The organism is Streptomyces sp. NPDC045022, from assembly GCF_056432605.1.
The window spans coordinates 327,943-342,129 of the sequence record NZ_JBWKIR010000003.1 but is presented as its reverse complement, the minus strand read 5'-3'; the positions used below and the strand labels follow the sequence as shown (position 1 = coordinate 342,129).

Below are 14,187 nucleotides of genomic sequence, written 5' to 3'. Positions count from 1 at the left end.
GCCCGTGTGCAGCAGCGGGCCGCACGTGGCTGGTCGCGCAGTTCCCCGCGCCCCTGGGGAACCACGGGTGCCGCAGTCACGTACGCGCCCCGGCCGGGGTCGGGTCGCCCTGCACCCTGGTGCCTGGTGGCTCTGGTCGCTGGGTCTCGGTACCGCGGCCACCCGTACCACCAACCCCCTCCTCCTCGCCCTCCTCATCGCCGCGTCCGCCTACGTCGTGGCGACCCACCGCTCCCCCGCCCCCTGGTCCCGCTCCTACACCGCCTTCGCGAAACTCGCCCTCGCCGTCATCCTCGTCCGCCTCCTGTTCGCGGTGGCCCTCGGCTCCCCCATCCCCGGCACGCACACCCTCCTCGCCCTCCCCGAAGTCCCGCTCCCCCACTGGGCGCAGGGCATCCGCCTGGGCGGCAAGGTCACCGCCGAGGCGCTCGTCTTCGCCGCCTACGACGGCCTGAAGCTGGCCACCCTGCTGATCTGTGTGGGCGCGGCGAACGCCCTCGCCAGCCCCTCCCGCCTGCTGAAGTCCCTCCCCGGCGCGCTGTACGAGACGGGCGTGGCCGTCGTCGTCGCGCTCACCTTCGCGCCCCACCTCATCGCCGACGTCCAGCGGCTGCGGGCCGCCCGCCGGTTGCGTGGCCGCCCCGACCGGGGCGTACGGGGCCTGCTCCAGGTGGGCCTGCCGGTTCTGGAGGGCGCGTTGGAGCGTTCGGTCGCGCTCGCCGCCGCGATGGAGTCCCGCGGCTACGGCCGCACCGCCGACGTCCCCGCCCGCGTCCGCCGTACCACGGCCGCGCTCACCCTCGGCGGTCTGCTCGGCGTGTGCGCGGGAACGTACGGGCTGCTCACCGCGGAGGGCGGCACGTACGGGCTGCCGGTGCTGCTCGCCGGGGTGCTCGCCGCGCTGGCGGGCCTGCGGCTGGGCGGCCGCCGTTCCCTTCGTACCCGGTACCGCCCGGACCCGTGGGGCGTACGGGCCTGGCTGGTCACGGGCTCGGGCGTCGCGGTCGCCGCGCTGCTCGCGCTCGCCGCCGCCCGCGACCCGGAGGCGCTGCACCCGGGGGTCGTGCCCCTGGTCGCGCCCACGCTCCCGCTGTGGCCCGCCGCCGCCGTCCTGCTCGCCCTGCTGCCCGCCTTCGTCGTCCCCCAGGCCACCGAGCCGCCCCGGACCGCCAAGGCGCCCGAACCCTCCGAGGAGCCGTCGTGATCCGCTTCGAGGCTGTCGGCGTGACGTACGACGGTGCCGCCGAACCCACGGTCCGGGGTGTCGACTTCGAGGTGCCGGAGGGGGAACTGGTGCTGCTCGTCGGCCCGTCCGGGGTCGGCAAGTCGACCGTGCTCGGCGCGGTCAGCGGGCTGGTCCCGCACTTCACGGGCGGCACCCTGAGCGGCCGGGTCACGGTGGCCGGGCGGGACACCCGTACCCACAAGCCCCGTGAACTCGCCGACGTGGTCGGCACGGTGGGGCAGGACCCGCTCGCGCATTTCGTGACGGACACCGTGGAGGACGAACTCGCCTACGGCATGGAGTCCCTGGGGCTCGCCCCGGAGGTGATGCGGCGCCGGGTGGAGGAGACCCTGGACCTGCTGGGCCTGGCCGCGCTGCGGGACCGTCCGATCGCCACGCTGTCCGGCGGGCAGCGGCAGCGGGTCGCGATCGGCTCGGTCCTCACCCCGCACCCCCGGGTGCTGGTGCTGGACGAGCCGACCTCGGCGCTGGACCCGGCCGCGGCGGAGGAGGTGCTGGCCGTGCTGCAGCGGCTGGTGCACGACCTGGGGACGACCGTCCTGATGGCCGAGCACCGCCTGGAACGGGTGGTCCAGTACGCGGACCGGGTCGTGCTGCTGCCCGCCCCCGGCGCCGCCCCGGTCGTCGGCTCCCCGGCCGAGGTGATGGCCGTGTCCCCGGTGTATCCGCCGGTGGTGGATCTGGGCCGGCTCGCGGGCTGGTCCCCGCTGCCGCTGACCGTACGGGACGCCCGCCGCCGCGCCACCGACCTGCGCGCCCGCCTGGCCGACCGGCCCCGCCCCCGGACGACCCCCGCAGCCCCGGCCACCGCAACGGCCGAGCCCACCCGGCCACCCCAGCCCGCCCCCACACCACCGGCCACCCACTCCGCCCCGGCACCCCAAGCCGACCCGGCACCACCGGCCACCCGCCCCGTCCCCGCACCACCGGGCACCCGACACGTCCCCGCACCCCAAGCAGCCCCGGCACAGCCAGCTACCCACTCCTGCCCCGCACCCCAAGCCGACCCGGCACCACCAGCCCCCCACTCCGCCCCCGCACCCCAAGCCGACCCGGCACCACCAGCCCCCCACTCCGCCCCCGCACCCCAAGCCGACCCGGCACCACCGGCCACCCGACAGGTCCCCGCACCCCAAGCCACCCCCGCATCAAAAGCCACCCACTCCGCCCCCGCGGCACCGGCCACCCGCTCCGTCCCCCCGCCCCGGTCCGCCGCCGCACCGGCGCCCGTCATCCCCGCCAGGCCCGCCCGCCGTCGGCTGTTCCGGCGCGCGGCCACGACGTCACCGGGGCCGGAACACACGCAGGTCGCCGAGGTCCGGGCGCTGACCGTCCGGCGCGGGCGGATCGACGCCCTGTACCGGGTGGACCTGAGCGTCGTACCCGGTGAGACGGTGGCGCTGATGGGCCGCAACGGGGCCGGGAAGTCCACCTTGCTCGGCTCGCTCGTCGGACTGGTGGAGCCCAGCGGCGGCACGGTCCACGTCGGCGGCGCCGTCCCGCACCGCACCCCGCCCGGTGAGCTGGTACGCCGCGTCGGTCTCGTCCCGCAGGACCCGCGTGATCTGCTGTACGCCGACACGGTGGCCGCCGAGTGCGCGGCGGCCGACCGGGACGCGGGCGCCGATCCCGGCAGCTGCCGGGCGCTGGTGTCCGAGCTGCTGCCGGGCATCACGGACGACACGCACCCCCGCGATCTGTCCGAGGGCCAGTGCCTGGCGCTGGCCCTGGCCGTGGTGCTCACCGCCCGTCCTCCCCTGCTCCTGCTGGACGAGCCGACACGTGGCCTGGACTACGCGGCCAAGGCCCGGCTGGCGGCCGTGCTGCGCCGGCTGGCCGCCGAGGGCCACGCGATCGTGCTGGCCACGCATGATGTGGAGCTGGCCGCCGAGATCGCCCACCGGGTGGTGCTGCTCGCCGAGGGCGAGGTGATCGCGGACGGCCCGACGGCCGGGATCGTGGTGTCCTCTCCCTCCTTCGCACCGCAGGTGACGAAGATCCTGGCCCCGCAGCAGTGGCTGACGGTGGCCGAGGTGCGGGAGGCACTGGCATGAGCCCCGCCCCCCGGGTCCGGGCCGTCCGCCTCGCCCCCCGCTCCCTCGCGGCCCTCGCGCTGACCAGCGCGGTCGGTGTGGTCGCCTTCGGCTGGCCCTTCCTCGCCCCGCCCACCGCGGGGCTGAGTGCCCACGCCCAGGACGCGCCCTGGCTCTTCGCGGGCCTGCTGGTGCTGCTGGTCGCGGTCGTGGCGGCGACGATCTCCGAGTCGGACCTCGGGCCGAAGGCGGTGGCCATGCTGGGCGTGCTGGCCGCGACCGGGGCGGCGTTGCGGCCGATCGGCGCGGGCACGGCCGGGATCGAGCCGATGTTCTTCCTGATGGTGCTCAGCGGGCGGGTGCTCGGTCCCGGCTTCGGCTTCGCGCTGGGCTCGGTGACGATGTTCGCGTCCGCGCTGCTCACGGGTGGGGTGGGGCCGTGGCTGCCGTTCCAGATGCTGTCGATGGGCTGGTTCACGATGGGTGCCGGTCTGCTCCCGGGGCCGATCGGGCTGCGCGGCCGGGGAGAACTGCTGCTGCTGGCCGTGTACGGCTTCCTGGCGGCCTTCGCCTACGGCACGCTCATGAATCTGGCCGGCTGGCCGTTCCTGGGCGCCGCGGCCTCGAACATCTCCTTCGACCCGCATGCCCCGGTTCCCGCGAACCTGGCCCGCTTCGTCGCGTACTGCCTCGCCACCTCCGTCGGCTGGGACCTGGGCCGGGCCGTCTGCACGGTGGCGCTGACCCTGGTGCTCGGCCCGGCGGTGCTGCGCGCGCTGCGCCGGGCCACGCGTCGGGCCGCGTTCGAGACCGCGGTCACATTCGACGGTCCCGCCGCGTGACGGGCGGCACACGCGGCCGTCCCGCTGCGTGAGAGCCCGCATCCATGTCGTGAGCGAGACGGTGAAGCACCCCACATGACGCAGGTCACCTACGACCTGGGGCCGTAGCCCGATTTGTCCGATACGCCCTTCGCCGCACCCCTTCTGACCTGCGGTTTGCGACCCACGTCACAGTGCCGACGTTTCCCCTCGATCCGGCCACAACTAGTAAAAGGGGTTGTTGCGGGCAGATTTCGGGCCTGCTTATCTGGACGACGTCGCCAGGCGCCACAAGCCCTCAGGGCCGCGGCGCCGACACATGCGGCCACAGCGCGTGGCCCGTCCCATGTGGGCGATCCCCCGTCCCCGACGTCAAGAGGTTCTCCGTGTCCGTCTCCTTCATCCGCCGCATCGCTTCCCCGAAGAAGGCCCTCACCGCCGCCGCGCTGGCCGCCGCCACCGCCGGTATGGCGCTGAGCGCGGCGCCCGCGCAGGCCGCCCCCACCTCGGCCTCCTCGGCCCAGGCGGTCGCGCACAAGATGATCCCGGATGCCGCGCAGTACAACGCGTTCAGCAAGATCGTCGAGCACGAGAGCGGTTGGAACCCGACCGCCACCAACAGCTCCTCCGGCGCCTACGGCCTGGTCCAGGCCCTGCCGGCGTCGAAGATGTCCTCGGCCGGTGCCGACTGGAAGACCAACCCGGCCACCCAGATCAAGTGGGGTCTGGACTACATGAACTCCCGCTACGGCAGCCCGGCCCAGGCCTGGAACTTCTGGCAGGCCAACGGCTGGTACTGAGCCGCTCCGTCCTGAGCCGCTCACCCTCCTGAGCCGCTCCCTTCCGAGCCGCTCCCTCCTGAGCCGCTCCCTTCCGAGCCGCTCCCTCCTGAGCCGCTCCCTTCCGAGCCGCTCCCTCCTGAGCCGCTCCCTTCCGAGCCGCTCGCTCCTGAGCCGGCTCCCCCCTCGGCCGATCCTCCGAGCCGCTCGGCGCCACGCCGCCCCGCCGCTGAACCAGCGCGCCAGCCGGGCCAGGGCCGCCCGGTACGACCCCTGACGGTCGACGGCCCCCACATCCAGCACCCGCACCCTCGCCCCCGATCGGCGAGGGTGCGCGCGCATGTCCGGGCGGCCGGGCAGCGCCCATGGTGGAGTGGTCACCACCACGTTGCCCGTCCGGCCGAGCGGAGGAACGATGCCGAGCCCGACGACACCGGACCCGGAGGAGCGCGGGGTACGGCTGGTGGCCGTGCTCCTGCTGCTGACCGTGGTGAGCGGTCTGATCGACGCCGTCAGCTATCTGGGCCTGGGCCGGGTCTTCACCGCCAACATGACCGGCAACGTGGTCGTCCTGGGCTTCGCGGCGGCCGGCGCCCCGGGCTTCTCCGTCCCGCACACGGCGGTCTCCCTGACCTCCTTCCTGCTGGGTGCGGTGGCGGGCGGCCGGGTGGCGGCGCGCTCGGAAGGGCGCTCCCGGCGCCGGTGGGCCCGGCTGACACTGGCGGCCGAGGCGGTCCTGGTAGGTGCGTCGGCGGCGGTGGCCTTCGCCTGGCCGGACGCCCCGGGCACCCGGTACGCCCTGATCGCGCTCACGGCCTTCGCGATGGGGCTGCGCAACGCCACGGTCCGCAAACTGGGCGTCCCCGACCTGACGACCACGGTCCTGACGATGACCCTGACCGGCCTGGCCGCCGAATCCCGCCTCGGAGACGCCACCGGCCACCGTTCCCCACGCCGCACGGCCTCGGTGATCGCGATGTTCGGCGGCGCCTGCCTGGGCGCCTGGCTGGTCCTCCACCAGGGCCTGGGCATCCCGCTGCTGCTCGCGGCCCTGGCGTCGGGGACGCTGGCGGTGGTGGCCTCGGGGCGGGAGTGAGGCACTGCCTGCGACCGCCCCGGGGGCGGCTCAGCCGGCCGTGACCCGGAGTTCCTTGACGCCGTTGATCCAGGCCGAGCGCAGCCGGCGAGGGGCGTCGGCCAGGCGGAGACCCGGCATCGCGTCGGCGATCGCGTTGAAGATCAGGTCGATTTCCAGGATCGCGAGGGACTTGCCGAGGCAGTAGTGGGGGCCGCCGCCGCCGAAGCCGAGGTGGGGGTTGGGGTCACGGGTGATGTCGAAGGCGTCGGGGTCGGTGAAGACCTCGGGGTCGTGGTTGGCGGAGGCGTAGAAGAGACCGACCCGGTCGTCCTTCTTGATCAGCACGCCGCCCAGGTCCGTGTCCTGGGTCGCCGTCCGCTGGAAGGAGTTGACCGGAGTCGCCCAGCGGACGATCTCCTCCGCCGCGGTGGACGGGCGCTCGCGTGTGAAGAGGTCCCACTGGCCGGGGTGGGTGAGGAAGGCGTGCATGCCGTGGGTGATGGCGTTACGGGTGGTCTCGTTGCCGGCCACCGACAGCATCAGCACGAAGAAGCCGAACTCGTCGGAGTTCAGATTGCCCTCGTCCTCCGCCGCCACCAGCGCCGTCACGATGTCGTGCGCGGGGCACTGCTTGCGCTCGGCGGCCATGTTCATCGCGTAGGCGATGATCTCGACGGCCGACTGCCTCCCGGCCTCCTCCGTGATGGCGTATTCGGGGTCGTCGTACGCGATCATCCGGTTGGACCAGTCGAAGATCCTGGAGCGGTCCGCCTGGGGGACGCCGATCAGTTCGGCGATGGCCTGCAGGGGCAGTTCACAGGCGACCTCGGTGACGAAGTCGAACGGCCCGGAGCGGGCGCGGGCACCGGCGACGATCGCCTCGGCGCGGGCGCGCAGACGGTCCTCCAGGGCGCGGATGGAGCGTGGCGTGAAGCCTCGCTGCACGATCTGGCGCACCCGCGTATGTTCCGGTGGGTCCATGTTGAGCAGGATCAGCCGTTGCGCGTCGATCGCGTCGCGCTCGATGTGCTCGTTGAAGCGGATGATCGCGGTGTTGCGAGTGGAGGAGAAGAGTTCCGGGTGCGTGGAGACGTACTTGACGTCGGCGTGCCGGGTCACGGCCCAGTAGCCGGTGTCGGCGAAGCCCGCGACGCCGCGCGGCTGCGGGATCCAGCGGACCGGCTCGGTGCGGCGCAGCTCGGCGAACTCCGGGAGGGGCACGCGGTGGTGGAGCAGGTCGGGGTCGGTGAAGTCGAACCCGTCGGGCAGCGCGGGGCAGTGCATGGGCGACTCCCAGCCATCTGACGGTCCATCAGCAAGTGCCGTGAACGTAGTAACGAGTTCCAGAACTGGCAAGAGGTACGACATCGCCAATCCGTGCCGAGTACGCGCAGATCACGGCTTCGACGCCTGCAAGACCCTTGCGGTGGTGGACGTCACGTCAGCAGACTGCACCCATAGAACTAGAACGCGTACCAGTTCTGGAGGAGAGCCCTCTCAGAGAGGACCCGCACCCATGGCCGCCGAACCCGTGATCGTCGAAGCCGTACGCACCCCGATCGGCAAGCGCGGCGGCGCGCTCGCCTACCTGCATCCCGCCTACCTCCTGGGTGAGACCTACCGTGAACTCCTCGGCCGCACCGGCATTCCCGCCGACGCGGTCGAGCAGATCGTCGGCGGCACGGTGACGCACGCCGGCGAGCAGTCCATGAACCCCGCGCGCACGGCCTGGCTGGCCATGGGGCTGCCGTACGAGACGGCGGCGACGACGGTCGACTGCCAGTGCGGTTCCTCGCAGCAGGCCTCGCACATGGTCGCCAACATGATCGCCTCGGGTGTGATCGACGTGGGGATCAGCTGCGGCGTCGAGGCCATGTCACGCGTACCGCTGGGCTCGGGCTCCAAGCACGGTCCGGGCAAGCCGTTCCCCGACGAGTGGAACGTCGACCTGCCCAACCAGTTCGAGGCGGCCGAGCGGATCGCCCGGCACCGGGGGCTGACCCGCGAGAACGTCGACTCCCTCGGCCTGCGCTCCCAGGAACGGGCGGCCCACGCCTGGGCGGAGGAACGTTTCAAGCGGGAGACGTTCGCCGTGCAGGTGCCCACCACCGAGGAGGAGCAGCACGCCGGACAGGGCATGTGGCGGCTGGTCGACCGGGACGAGGGGCTGCGCGACACCTCGATGGACGCGCTGGCGGGTCTCAAGCCGGTGATGCCCACGGCGGTTCACACGGCCGGCAACTCCTCCCAGATCTCGGACGGCGCTGCGGCGATCATGTGGGCGTCGAAGCGGATGGCTCGCGCCCTGAAGCTGAAGCCGAGGGCGCGGATCGTGGCCCAGGCCCTGGTCGGCGCGGACCCGCACTTCCACCTGGACGGACCCATCGACGCCACCCACGCCGTGCTGGGCAAGGCGGGGATGTCCCTGCGGGACATCGACCTCGTGGAGATCAACGAGGCGTTCGCGTCGGTGGTGTTGAGCTGGGCCCAGGTCTTCGGGCAGGACCTGGGGAAGGTCAACGTGAACGGTGGTGCGATCGCCCTGGGCCACCCGGTCGGGGCGACGGGGGCCCGCCTGATCACCACCGCCCTGCACGAACTGGAGCGGGCGGACAAGGAGTTCGCGCTCATCACCATGTGCGCGGGCGGTGGGCTGGCCACCGGGACGATCATTCAGCGGCTGTAGACGTCCAGGAGACGAAGGTGCTGAACGCGGCGGGGTCGATCGTGAGGATCGGGCCCGCCGGGGTCTTGGAGTCGCGGATGGCAACGGCGGTATTGGGCAGTTCGGCGATTTGGATGCACTGGCCGCCTTGGTCGCTGCTGTAGGACGACTTTCGCCAGGCGAGGGCGCCGAGGGGCGCGCACTCGACACACGAGCCGCCCTGGTCTCCGCTGTAGCTGGACTTACGCCACTTGCTCTCCAAAGCGTTCCTCCATTACGCGCCGGATCAGCTCCGCCGAGTCCCTGAGGGAGAGCGCGGCGGCCTGAAGATGATCGTAACGGAGCGAGCACTCCTTGACGGTGTCCGGATTCGCGGTCGGATGCCCGCTGCTGTAGCCCTCGGTGTACACGATGGAGGGATCGCCCGCGAAGTGGAAGAGGTCGAACGAGCCCTGCGAACCCGCGTGAGCCCCAGCTGAGAAGGGCAGTACCTGGATGTTGATCAGGCGATGCCCCTCGAACGACAACAGGTGGGCCAGTTGGTTTCGCATGACCCCACGGCCACCGATCTCCTGGCGCAACGCAGGTTCGGTGATGACTGCCCAGAACTGCGGAGGGTCGCCCTTGTCGAAGATTCGCTGGCGGGCCAACCGTGCGGCGGTGCGATCGTCGAGCTTGTGCTGATCAAGCACGCCGAGCACAGCACGAGCGTAGGCCGGGGTCTGCAACAAACCGTGAATCAGGTGCGTATGGAAGGTGTGCATCCGAGTCGCCCGCATCTCCAGCTCGGCCACTTCCTGGAACCACGCCGGGAGTTGGCTCCGCATCACCAACGGGACGAGTCGTGTCAGTAACCCTCCCGTTCCCAGCGCCGCATCCACCCGCTCGCTGAATTCGACGGTCGGCAACTTCCTGGCCGTCTCAACCTGGCCGACGAGCGACCCCGTGTAGTTGACGATATCCCCGAGCTGCCGCTGCGTCAGCCCGGCCGCCTCCCGGTACCGGCGGAGTTCGAAGCCGTAGTAATCGAGCGGTGAGGCACCCGGGTCGAGGGTGTTGATGTTCACCATGACAAGTCCCCTCCCGGACCCGTTGCGTTCGTACCGTAGCCGAGAGTAGTGACGCGACGTCAGCCTCGTCCTGTGAACCTCAACATTCCCCACACCCCCCAGTACCGCATGCACCTCACCGTCGGCGAGCACTCGGTACGCCACATCCGCCGCATCACCCGCTCGCTGCTGCGCGAGTGGGAGCTGCCGGAGCTGACGTTCGCCGTGGAGCTGGGCGTGAGCGAGCTGGTGACCAACGTCGTCCGGCATGTGCCCGACCGCCGCTGCACCGTACTGCTGGCCCGGCTGACGGCAGGCGTACGGGTCGAGGTGACCGACGGCTTCACTCGGCTCCCTTCCCTGACGAACCGTGCCCCCGCGGACGCCGAGCGTGGCCGTGGTCTTGCTCTGGTGGATGCCGTGGTCGACAAGTGGGGTGTGTCCCGGGGGATCCACGGCGGCAAGGCAGTGTGGTTCGAATGCGTCGGCCGGAGTGATCTCAGCCGGGGGCCGCGTCCCTGACCGGCTCCGGGGCGCCGTTCATGACGGTCGCCCCGGCCGCCCGCGCCCGCGGCCCCTGGAAGAGGTACGACAGCCCGAAGCCCGCGCCCACCGCGACCGCGCCGCCCACCGCGTCCAGCACCCAGTGGTTGCCGGTGGCGATGATGGCCGAGACGGTGAAGAGGGGGTGGAGGAGGCCGAGGGCCTTCATCCACCACTTCGGGGCGATGACCGCGATGACCACCCCGCACCACAGGGACCAGCCGAAGTGCAGGGACGGCATCGCCGCGTACTGGTTGGTCAGCGCGGTCAGGGTGCCGTAGTCCGGCTTGGAGAAGTCCTGGACGCCGTGGACGGTGTCGATCATGCCGAGGGCCGGCATCAGGCGCGGCGGCGCCAGCGGGAAGAGCCAGAAGCCGACCAGGGCGAGCAGGGTGGCGAAGCCGAGGGAGGCGCGGGCCCAGCGGTAGTCGACCGGGCGGCGCCAGTAGAGGACGCCGAGGACGGTCAGGGGGACCACGAAGTGGAAGGACTCGTAGTAGTAGTCGAAGAAGTGCCGCAGCCAGTCGATCCGCACGACGGCGTGGTTGACGGCGTGCTCGATGTCGATGTGCAGAAAGCGTTCGGCGTCGAGGACCAGATGGCCGTGCCGCTCGGCGGCCGCCCGGCCCCCGGAGTTGGTGCCGCCGGTCGCGGCGAGGCGTACCTGCTGGTAGGCGGCGTATGTGACGCGGAGCAGCAGCAGCTCCAGGAGCAGGTTCGGGCGGGTGAGGACCCGGCGCAGGAAGGGCAGGAGCGGAATGTTCCGGAACCGGGCCGGGACCCGCGGGGCGGCTTCCGCCGGGATCGGGATCTGGTAGTTCGGCGAGGTGCGGGACAGGAAGGGGAGGGCCGTGGCGGCGGCCAGGGCGGCGAGCAGGACGAGGTTGTCCCGCAGCGGGTACATCACCGCCATGTGCGGCAGCATCATCTCCGCCGGGAGCGTGCTCACCAGGACGACGGCCACCGGCCAGACGTACCGGTCGGAGGAGCGCCGGCCGACCCGGCCGACCACCGCGAGCAGCACCCACAGCAGCTGGTGCTGCCAGGTGGCCGGAGAGACGGCGACCGCGGCACAGCCGGTGACGGCGACGGCGAGCAGGAGCTGGCCGTCGTGGGCGTAGCGGACGGCCCGGCGCAGGGCGAGGACGGCGACGGCGGCACCCAGCAGCAGGAAGAGGGCGGTCTCGAGCGGGCCGGTGAGGTCCAGGCGCAGCAGGGCGCCGTGCAGGGACTGGTTGGCGAGGTCGTCGGCCCGGCCGCCGAGGCCCGCGCCGGCCATGTGGTGCACCCAGTAGGTGTGGGAGTCGTGCGGCATCGCCGCCCAGGCGAGCACGGTGCAGGCGGCGAAGGTGCCGGCCGTGGTGAGGGCGGCCCTGCGGCGGCCGGTGAGCCACAGCAGGGGGGCGAACAGCAGCACCGTGGGCTGGAGTGCGGCGGCCAGGCCGATGCACAGGCCGCTCACGCGTTGCCCGCGTACGGTGAAGCAGCCGAGCAGGACGAGCAGCACCGGCATGATGCTGGTCTGGCCGAGCCACAGGGTGTTGCGCACCGGCAGCGACAGCATGAGCAGACTGATGGCGACCGGGGCGGCCAGCAGGGAGGTGCGGCGGCTGACCGGCCGGGGCAGCGCGCGGGCGGCGATCAGGCCGAGGGCGACGACCAGCAGCAGCGTGCCGAAGGTCCAGCCCCAGCCGAGCGCGGCCTCCGCGGAACGGGTCAGCGGCTTGAGGACCAGGCCGCCGAAGGGGGTGCCGGTGAACTGCGTCGAGTCGTAGAGCGAGCCCTTCACGTGCAGGACGCCCTCGGGGCCGACCCAGGTCTCCAGGTCGGTGAGCCGCTCGCCGCTCGGCGTGGTCAGGACGGCGGCCACCTGCCGTACCGCGAGGATCGCCGCCACCGCCCACAGTGCGAGCCGGGTGGCTCGCAGGCGCGCTCCGACCGCGGCCGGGCCGAGTGCCTCCGCCGGTCGCCCGCTGTGCTCCACGTTCGCCACGCCTCGCCGGCCTCCCACCCCAGTCGCCCCGGGCGCATGCGCACCGGGTTTCCCTCTGCGCACCCTATGAGGCTCGCAGACCCCCTGAAAGAGGACGCCGACCACCCTCGCCTCACCTGACGTCCGCCGCCTTTTGTCCGGAAGACGGCAGTCCCGGGAGGGCCCGGTTCCGCGGGCAAGGGGCGAGAAGCATCACACTGAGCAGCACGAATGGCGGTGCGTGAGCGGGCAGACGTACCTGCGTATGCGCCATTTAGCTGCACCCTGCATCGACTCGCCTACAGGATGTAAGGCACGGAAGTCGCCCTAAGGTCGATTTTCGGCCCGATCCCGGCAGCGCCGCCGTCCGGGTCGCGTACCTGTTCCCGTCGAAAGGTAGGCGAGCCTCGTTTTGGCGACCGTCACAGCCGTCACCCCGCATCCGAAGCCCCGCCGGGCCGCCAAGGCCCCCGACGTCACCGTCACCGACCCCGCGCTCGTCAAGCGCGCCGTGAAGGCGGCGGCGCTCGGCAACGCGATGGAGTGGTTCGACTTCGGTGTCTACAGCTACATCGCCGTCACCCTGGGCAAGGTCTTCTTCCCGTCCGGCAACCCGACCGCGCAGTTGCTGTCGACGTTCGGCGCCTTCGCCGCGGCCTTCCTGGTCCGCCCCCTCGGCGGCATGGTCTTCGGTCCGCTGGGCGACCGGGTGGGCCGGCAGAAGGTCCTCGCCGTCACGATGATCATGATGGCGGTGGGCACGTTCGCGATCGGCCTGATCCCGTCGTACGCCACGATCGGGGTCGGAGCGCCGCTGCTGCTCCTGGCCGCCCGCCTGGTGCAGGGCTTCTCGACCGGTGGCGAGTACGCGGGCGCGTCGACGTTCATCGCCGAGTACGCGCCGGACAAGAAGCGCGGCTTCCTCGGCAGCTGGCTGGAGTTCGGCACGCTCGCCGGGTACATCGGCGGCGCCGGCCTGGTCACCCTGATGACGGCCCTGCTCTCCTCGGCCGACCTGCTCGCCTGGGGCTGGCGCGTCCCGTTCCTGATCGCGGGCCCGATGGGCATCATCGGCCTCTATCTGCGGATGCGGCTGGAGGAGACCCCGGCGTTCGCGGCGGAGATCGAGAAGGCGGAGTCGGCCCGGCCGAAGGTGCCGCTGCGCGAGATGATCACCGGCCAGTGGAAGGCGCTGCTGGTCTGCATGGGCCTGGTGCTGATCTTCAACGTCACCGACTACATGCTGCTGTCGTACATGCCGAGCTACCTCACCAGTGAGCTGAAGTACGACGAGACGCACGGGCTGCTGGTGGTGCTCGGCGTGATGGCCCTGATGATGATCGTCCAGCCGTTCGCGGGTGCGCTGACCGACCGGGTCGGCCGCCGTCCGGTGATCGCGGCGGGCTGCGCGGGTTTCCTGTTCCTCTCCATCCCCGCGCTGCTGCTGATCCGCCAGGGCAGCCTGGTCGCCGTCGCGCTGGGCATGGGTGCGCTGGGTCTGCTCCTGGTCTGCTTCACCGCGGCCATGCCCGCCGCTCTTCCGGCGCTCTTCCCGACCCGGGTGCGCTATGGCTCCCTCTCCATCGGCTTCAACGTGTCCGTGTCACTGTTCGGCGGGACGACTCCGCTGGTCGTGACCGCGCTGATCGGGGCGACCGGGAACATGATGATGCCCGCGTACTACATGATGGCCGCGGCTGTCGTGGGCGGGTTCGCGGTGTGGCGGATGGCGGAGTCCGCGGGCCGGCCCCTGCCGGGTTCCGCCCCGGCAGTGGAGGGCCGGTAACCGCCGTAGGGGTACGGGCCGTCTGACGGGTTCCGCCCCGGCAGTGGAGGCTCGGTAACCGCCGCAGGGGTACGGGCCGTCTGACGGGTGCGGCCGCGTCGTGGCCGCTCGCGCAGTTCCCCGCGCCCCCAGGAGGTCGCCGTCGACGCGCCGTGAAGTCACCGTGCCGCAGGCAGCCCCGGGGCTCCGGCCGTCCGACGGGTGCCGCCGCGTCG

At 72.1% G+C, this 14,187-nt stretch carries 12 protein-coding genes; 8 read left to right on the top strand and 4 right to left on the bottom strand.

The genetic code is table 11. From position 1 onward, the window contains the following. Nucleotides 1–67 precede the first annotated feature (67 nt). The 5 genes from AC07C1_RS07710 to AC07C1_RS07690 all read left to right on the top strand — a co-directional run bounded on the left by AC07C1_RS07710 (nucleotide 68) and on the right by AC07C1_RS07690 (nucleotide 5,975). A complete protein-coding gene (locus AC07C1_RS07710) occupies nucleotides 68–1,204 on the top strand; it encodes an energy-coupling factor transporter transmembrane component T (protein ID WP_478937608.1) in 1,137 nt (378 codons plus the stop codon). Next, on the top strand, nucleotides 1,201–3,300 hold the full coding sequence (locus tag AC07C1_RS07705) for an ABC transporter ATP-binding protein (RefSeq protein ID WP_478937607.1): 2,100 nt from the start codon (nucleotides 1,201–1,203) through the stop codon (nucleotides 3,298–3,300). Before AC07C1_RS07710 ends, AC07C1_RS07705 begins: the two co-directional genes overlap by 4 nt. Next, nucleotides 3,297–4,121 (top strand): ECF transporter S component, encoded by an 825-nt coding sequence (locus AC07C1_RS07700; protein WP_478937606.1) that lies wholly within the window; start codon nucleotides 3,297–3,299, stop codon nucleotides 4,119–4,121. The genes AC07C1_RS07705 and AC07C1_RS07700 overlap by 4 nt, the downstream gene beginning before the upstream one ends. A gap of 365 nt (nucleotides 4,122–4,486) precedes the next feature. Then, nucleotides 4,487–4,900 (top strand): aggregation-promoting factor C-terminal-like domain-containing protein, encoded by a 414-nt coding sequence (locus tag AC07C1_RS07695; protein ID WP_478937605.1) that lies wholly within the window; start codon nucleotides 4,487–4,489, stop codon nucleotides 4,898–4,900. Nucleotides 4,901–5,294: 394 nt separating this feature from the next. Next, the gene (locus tag AC07C1_RS07690; protein ID WP_478937603.1) at nucleotides 5,295–5,975 is read left to right on the top strand and encodes a YoaK family protein; all 681 of its coding nucleotides are present in this window, start codon (nucleotides 5,295–5,297) and stop codon (nucleotides 5,973–5,975) included. Between the two features lie 30 nt (nucleotides 5,976–6,005). Here the strand turns inward: AC07C1_RS07690 and AC07C1_RS07685 are convergent, their stop codons facing one another. Then, complete coding sequence (locus AC07C1_RS07685; RefSeq protein ID WP_478937602.1) at nucleotides 6,006–7,241, bottom strand: cytochrome P450; 1,236 nt, start codon at nucleotides 7,239–7,241, stop codon at nucleotides 6,006–6,008. Nucleotides 7,242–7,473: 232 nt separating this feature from the next. On the opposite strand from AC07C1_RS07685, the gene AC07C1_RS07680 reads away from it, so the two are divergent. Continuing rightward, the gene (locus tag AC07C1_RS07680) at nucleotides 7,474–8,643 is read left to right on the top strand and encodes a steroid 3-ketoacyl-CoA thiolase (protein ID WP_478937600.1); all 1,170 of its coding nucleotides are present in this window, start codon (nucleotides 7,474–7,476) and stop codon (nucleotides 8,641–8,643) included. Here the strand turns inward: AC07C1_RS07680 and AC07C1_RS07675 are convergent. Further along, nucleotides 8,627–8,884 (bottom strand): DUF397 domain-containing protein, encoded by a 258-nt coding sequence (locus AC07C1_RS07675; RefSeq protein ID WP_478937598.1) that lies wholly within the window; start codon nucleotides 8,882–8,884, stop codon nucleotides 8,627–8,629. The two genes, AC07C1_RS07680 and AC07C1_RS07675, sit on opposite strands and share 17 nt — an antisense overlap. Further along, complete coding sequence (locus AC07C1_RS07670; protein WP_478937597.1) at nucleotides 8,865–9,692, bottom strand: helix-turn-helix domain-containing protein; 828 nt, start codon at nucleotides 9,690–9,692, stop codon at nucleotides 8,865–8,867. The genes AC07C1_RS07675 and AC07C1_RS07670 overlap by 20 nt, the downstream gene beginning before the upstream one ends. 108 nt (nucleotides 9,693–9,800) lie before the next feature. Between AC07C1_RS07670 and AC07C1_RS07665 the strand changes: the two genes are divergently transcribed. Beyond that, nucleotides 9,801–10,193: an ATP-binding protein gene (locus AC07C1_RS07665; protein ID WP_478937826.1), complete on the top strand. Its 393-nt coding sequence runs from the start codon at nucleotides 9,801–9,803 to the stop codon at nucleotides 10,191–10,193. Here AC07C1_RS07665 and AC07C1_RS07660 read toward each other — a convergent pair. After that, complete coding sequence (locus tag AC07C1_RS07660; protein ID WP_478937595.1) at nucleotides 10,171–12,207, bottom strand: bifunctional glycosyltransferase 87/phosphatase PAP2 family protein; 2,037 nt, start codon at nucleotides 12,205–12,207, stop codon at nucleotides 10,171–10,173. The genes AC07C1_RS07665 and AC07C1_RS07660 overlap by 23 nt on opposite strands. Before the next feature lie 391 nt (nucleotides 12,208–12,598). Here AC07C1_RS07660 and proP point away from each other — a divergent pair, with 391 nt between their 5' ends. Further along, complete coding sequence (gene proP / locus AC07C1_RS07655) at nucleotides 12,599–13,972, top strand: glycine betaine/L-proline transporter ProP (protein WP_478937594.1); 1,374 nt, start codon at nucleotides 12,599–12,601, stop codon at nucleotides 13,970–13,972. Nucleotides 13,973–14,187: the final 215 nt, after the last annotated feature.

What these genes read in the sequence shown, in the direction of transcription:
- AC07C1_RS07700 (WP_478937606.1), top strand. Translation starts at nt 3,297, where the DNA reads ATGAGCCCCGCCCCCCGGGTCCGGGCCGTCCGCCTCGCCCCCCGCTCC.
- AC07C1_RS07685 (WP_478937602.1), bottom strand. Translation starts at nt 7,241, where the DNA reads ATGCACTGCCCCGCGCTGCCCGACGGGTTCGACTTCACCGACCCCGAC.
- AC07C1_RS07670 (WP_478937597.1), bottom strand. Translation starts at nt 9,692, where the DNA reads ATGGTGAACATCAACACCCTCGACCCGGGTGCCTCACCGCTCGATTAC.
- AC07C1_RS07680 (WP_478937600.1), top strand. Translation starts at nt 7,474, where the DNA reads ATGGCCGCCGAACCCGTGATCGTCGAAGCCGTACGCACCCCGATCGGC.
- AC07C1_RS07665 (WP_478937826.1), top strand. Translation starts at nt 9,801, where the DNA reads ATGCACCTCACCGTCGGCGAGCACTCGGTACGCCACATCCGCCGCATC.
- AC07C1_RS07690 (WP_478937603.1), top strand. Translation starts at nt 5,295, where the DNA reads ATGCCGAGCCCGACGACACCGGACCCGGAGGAGCGCGGGGTACGGCTG.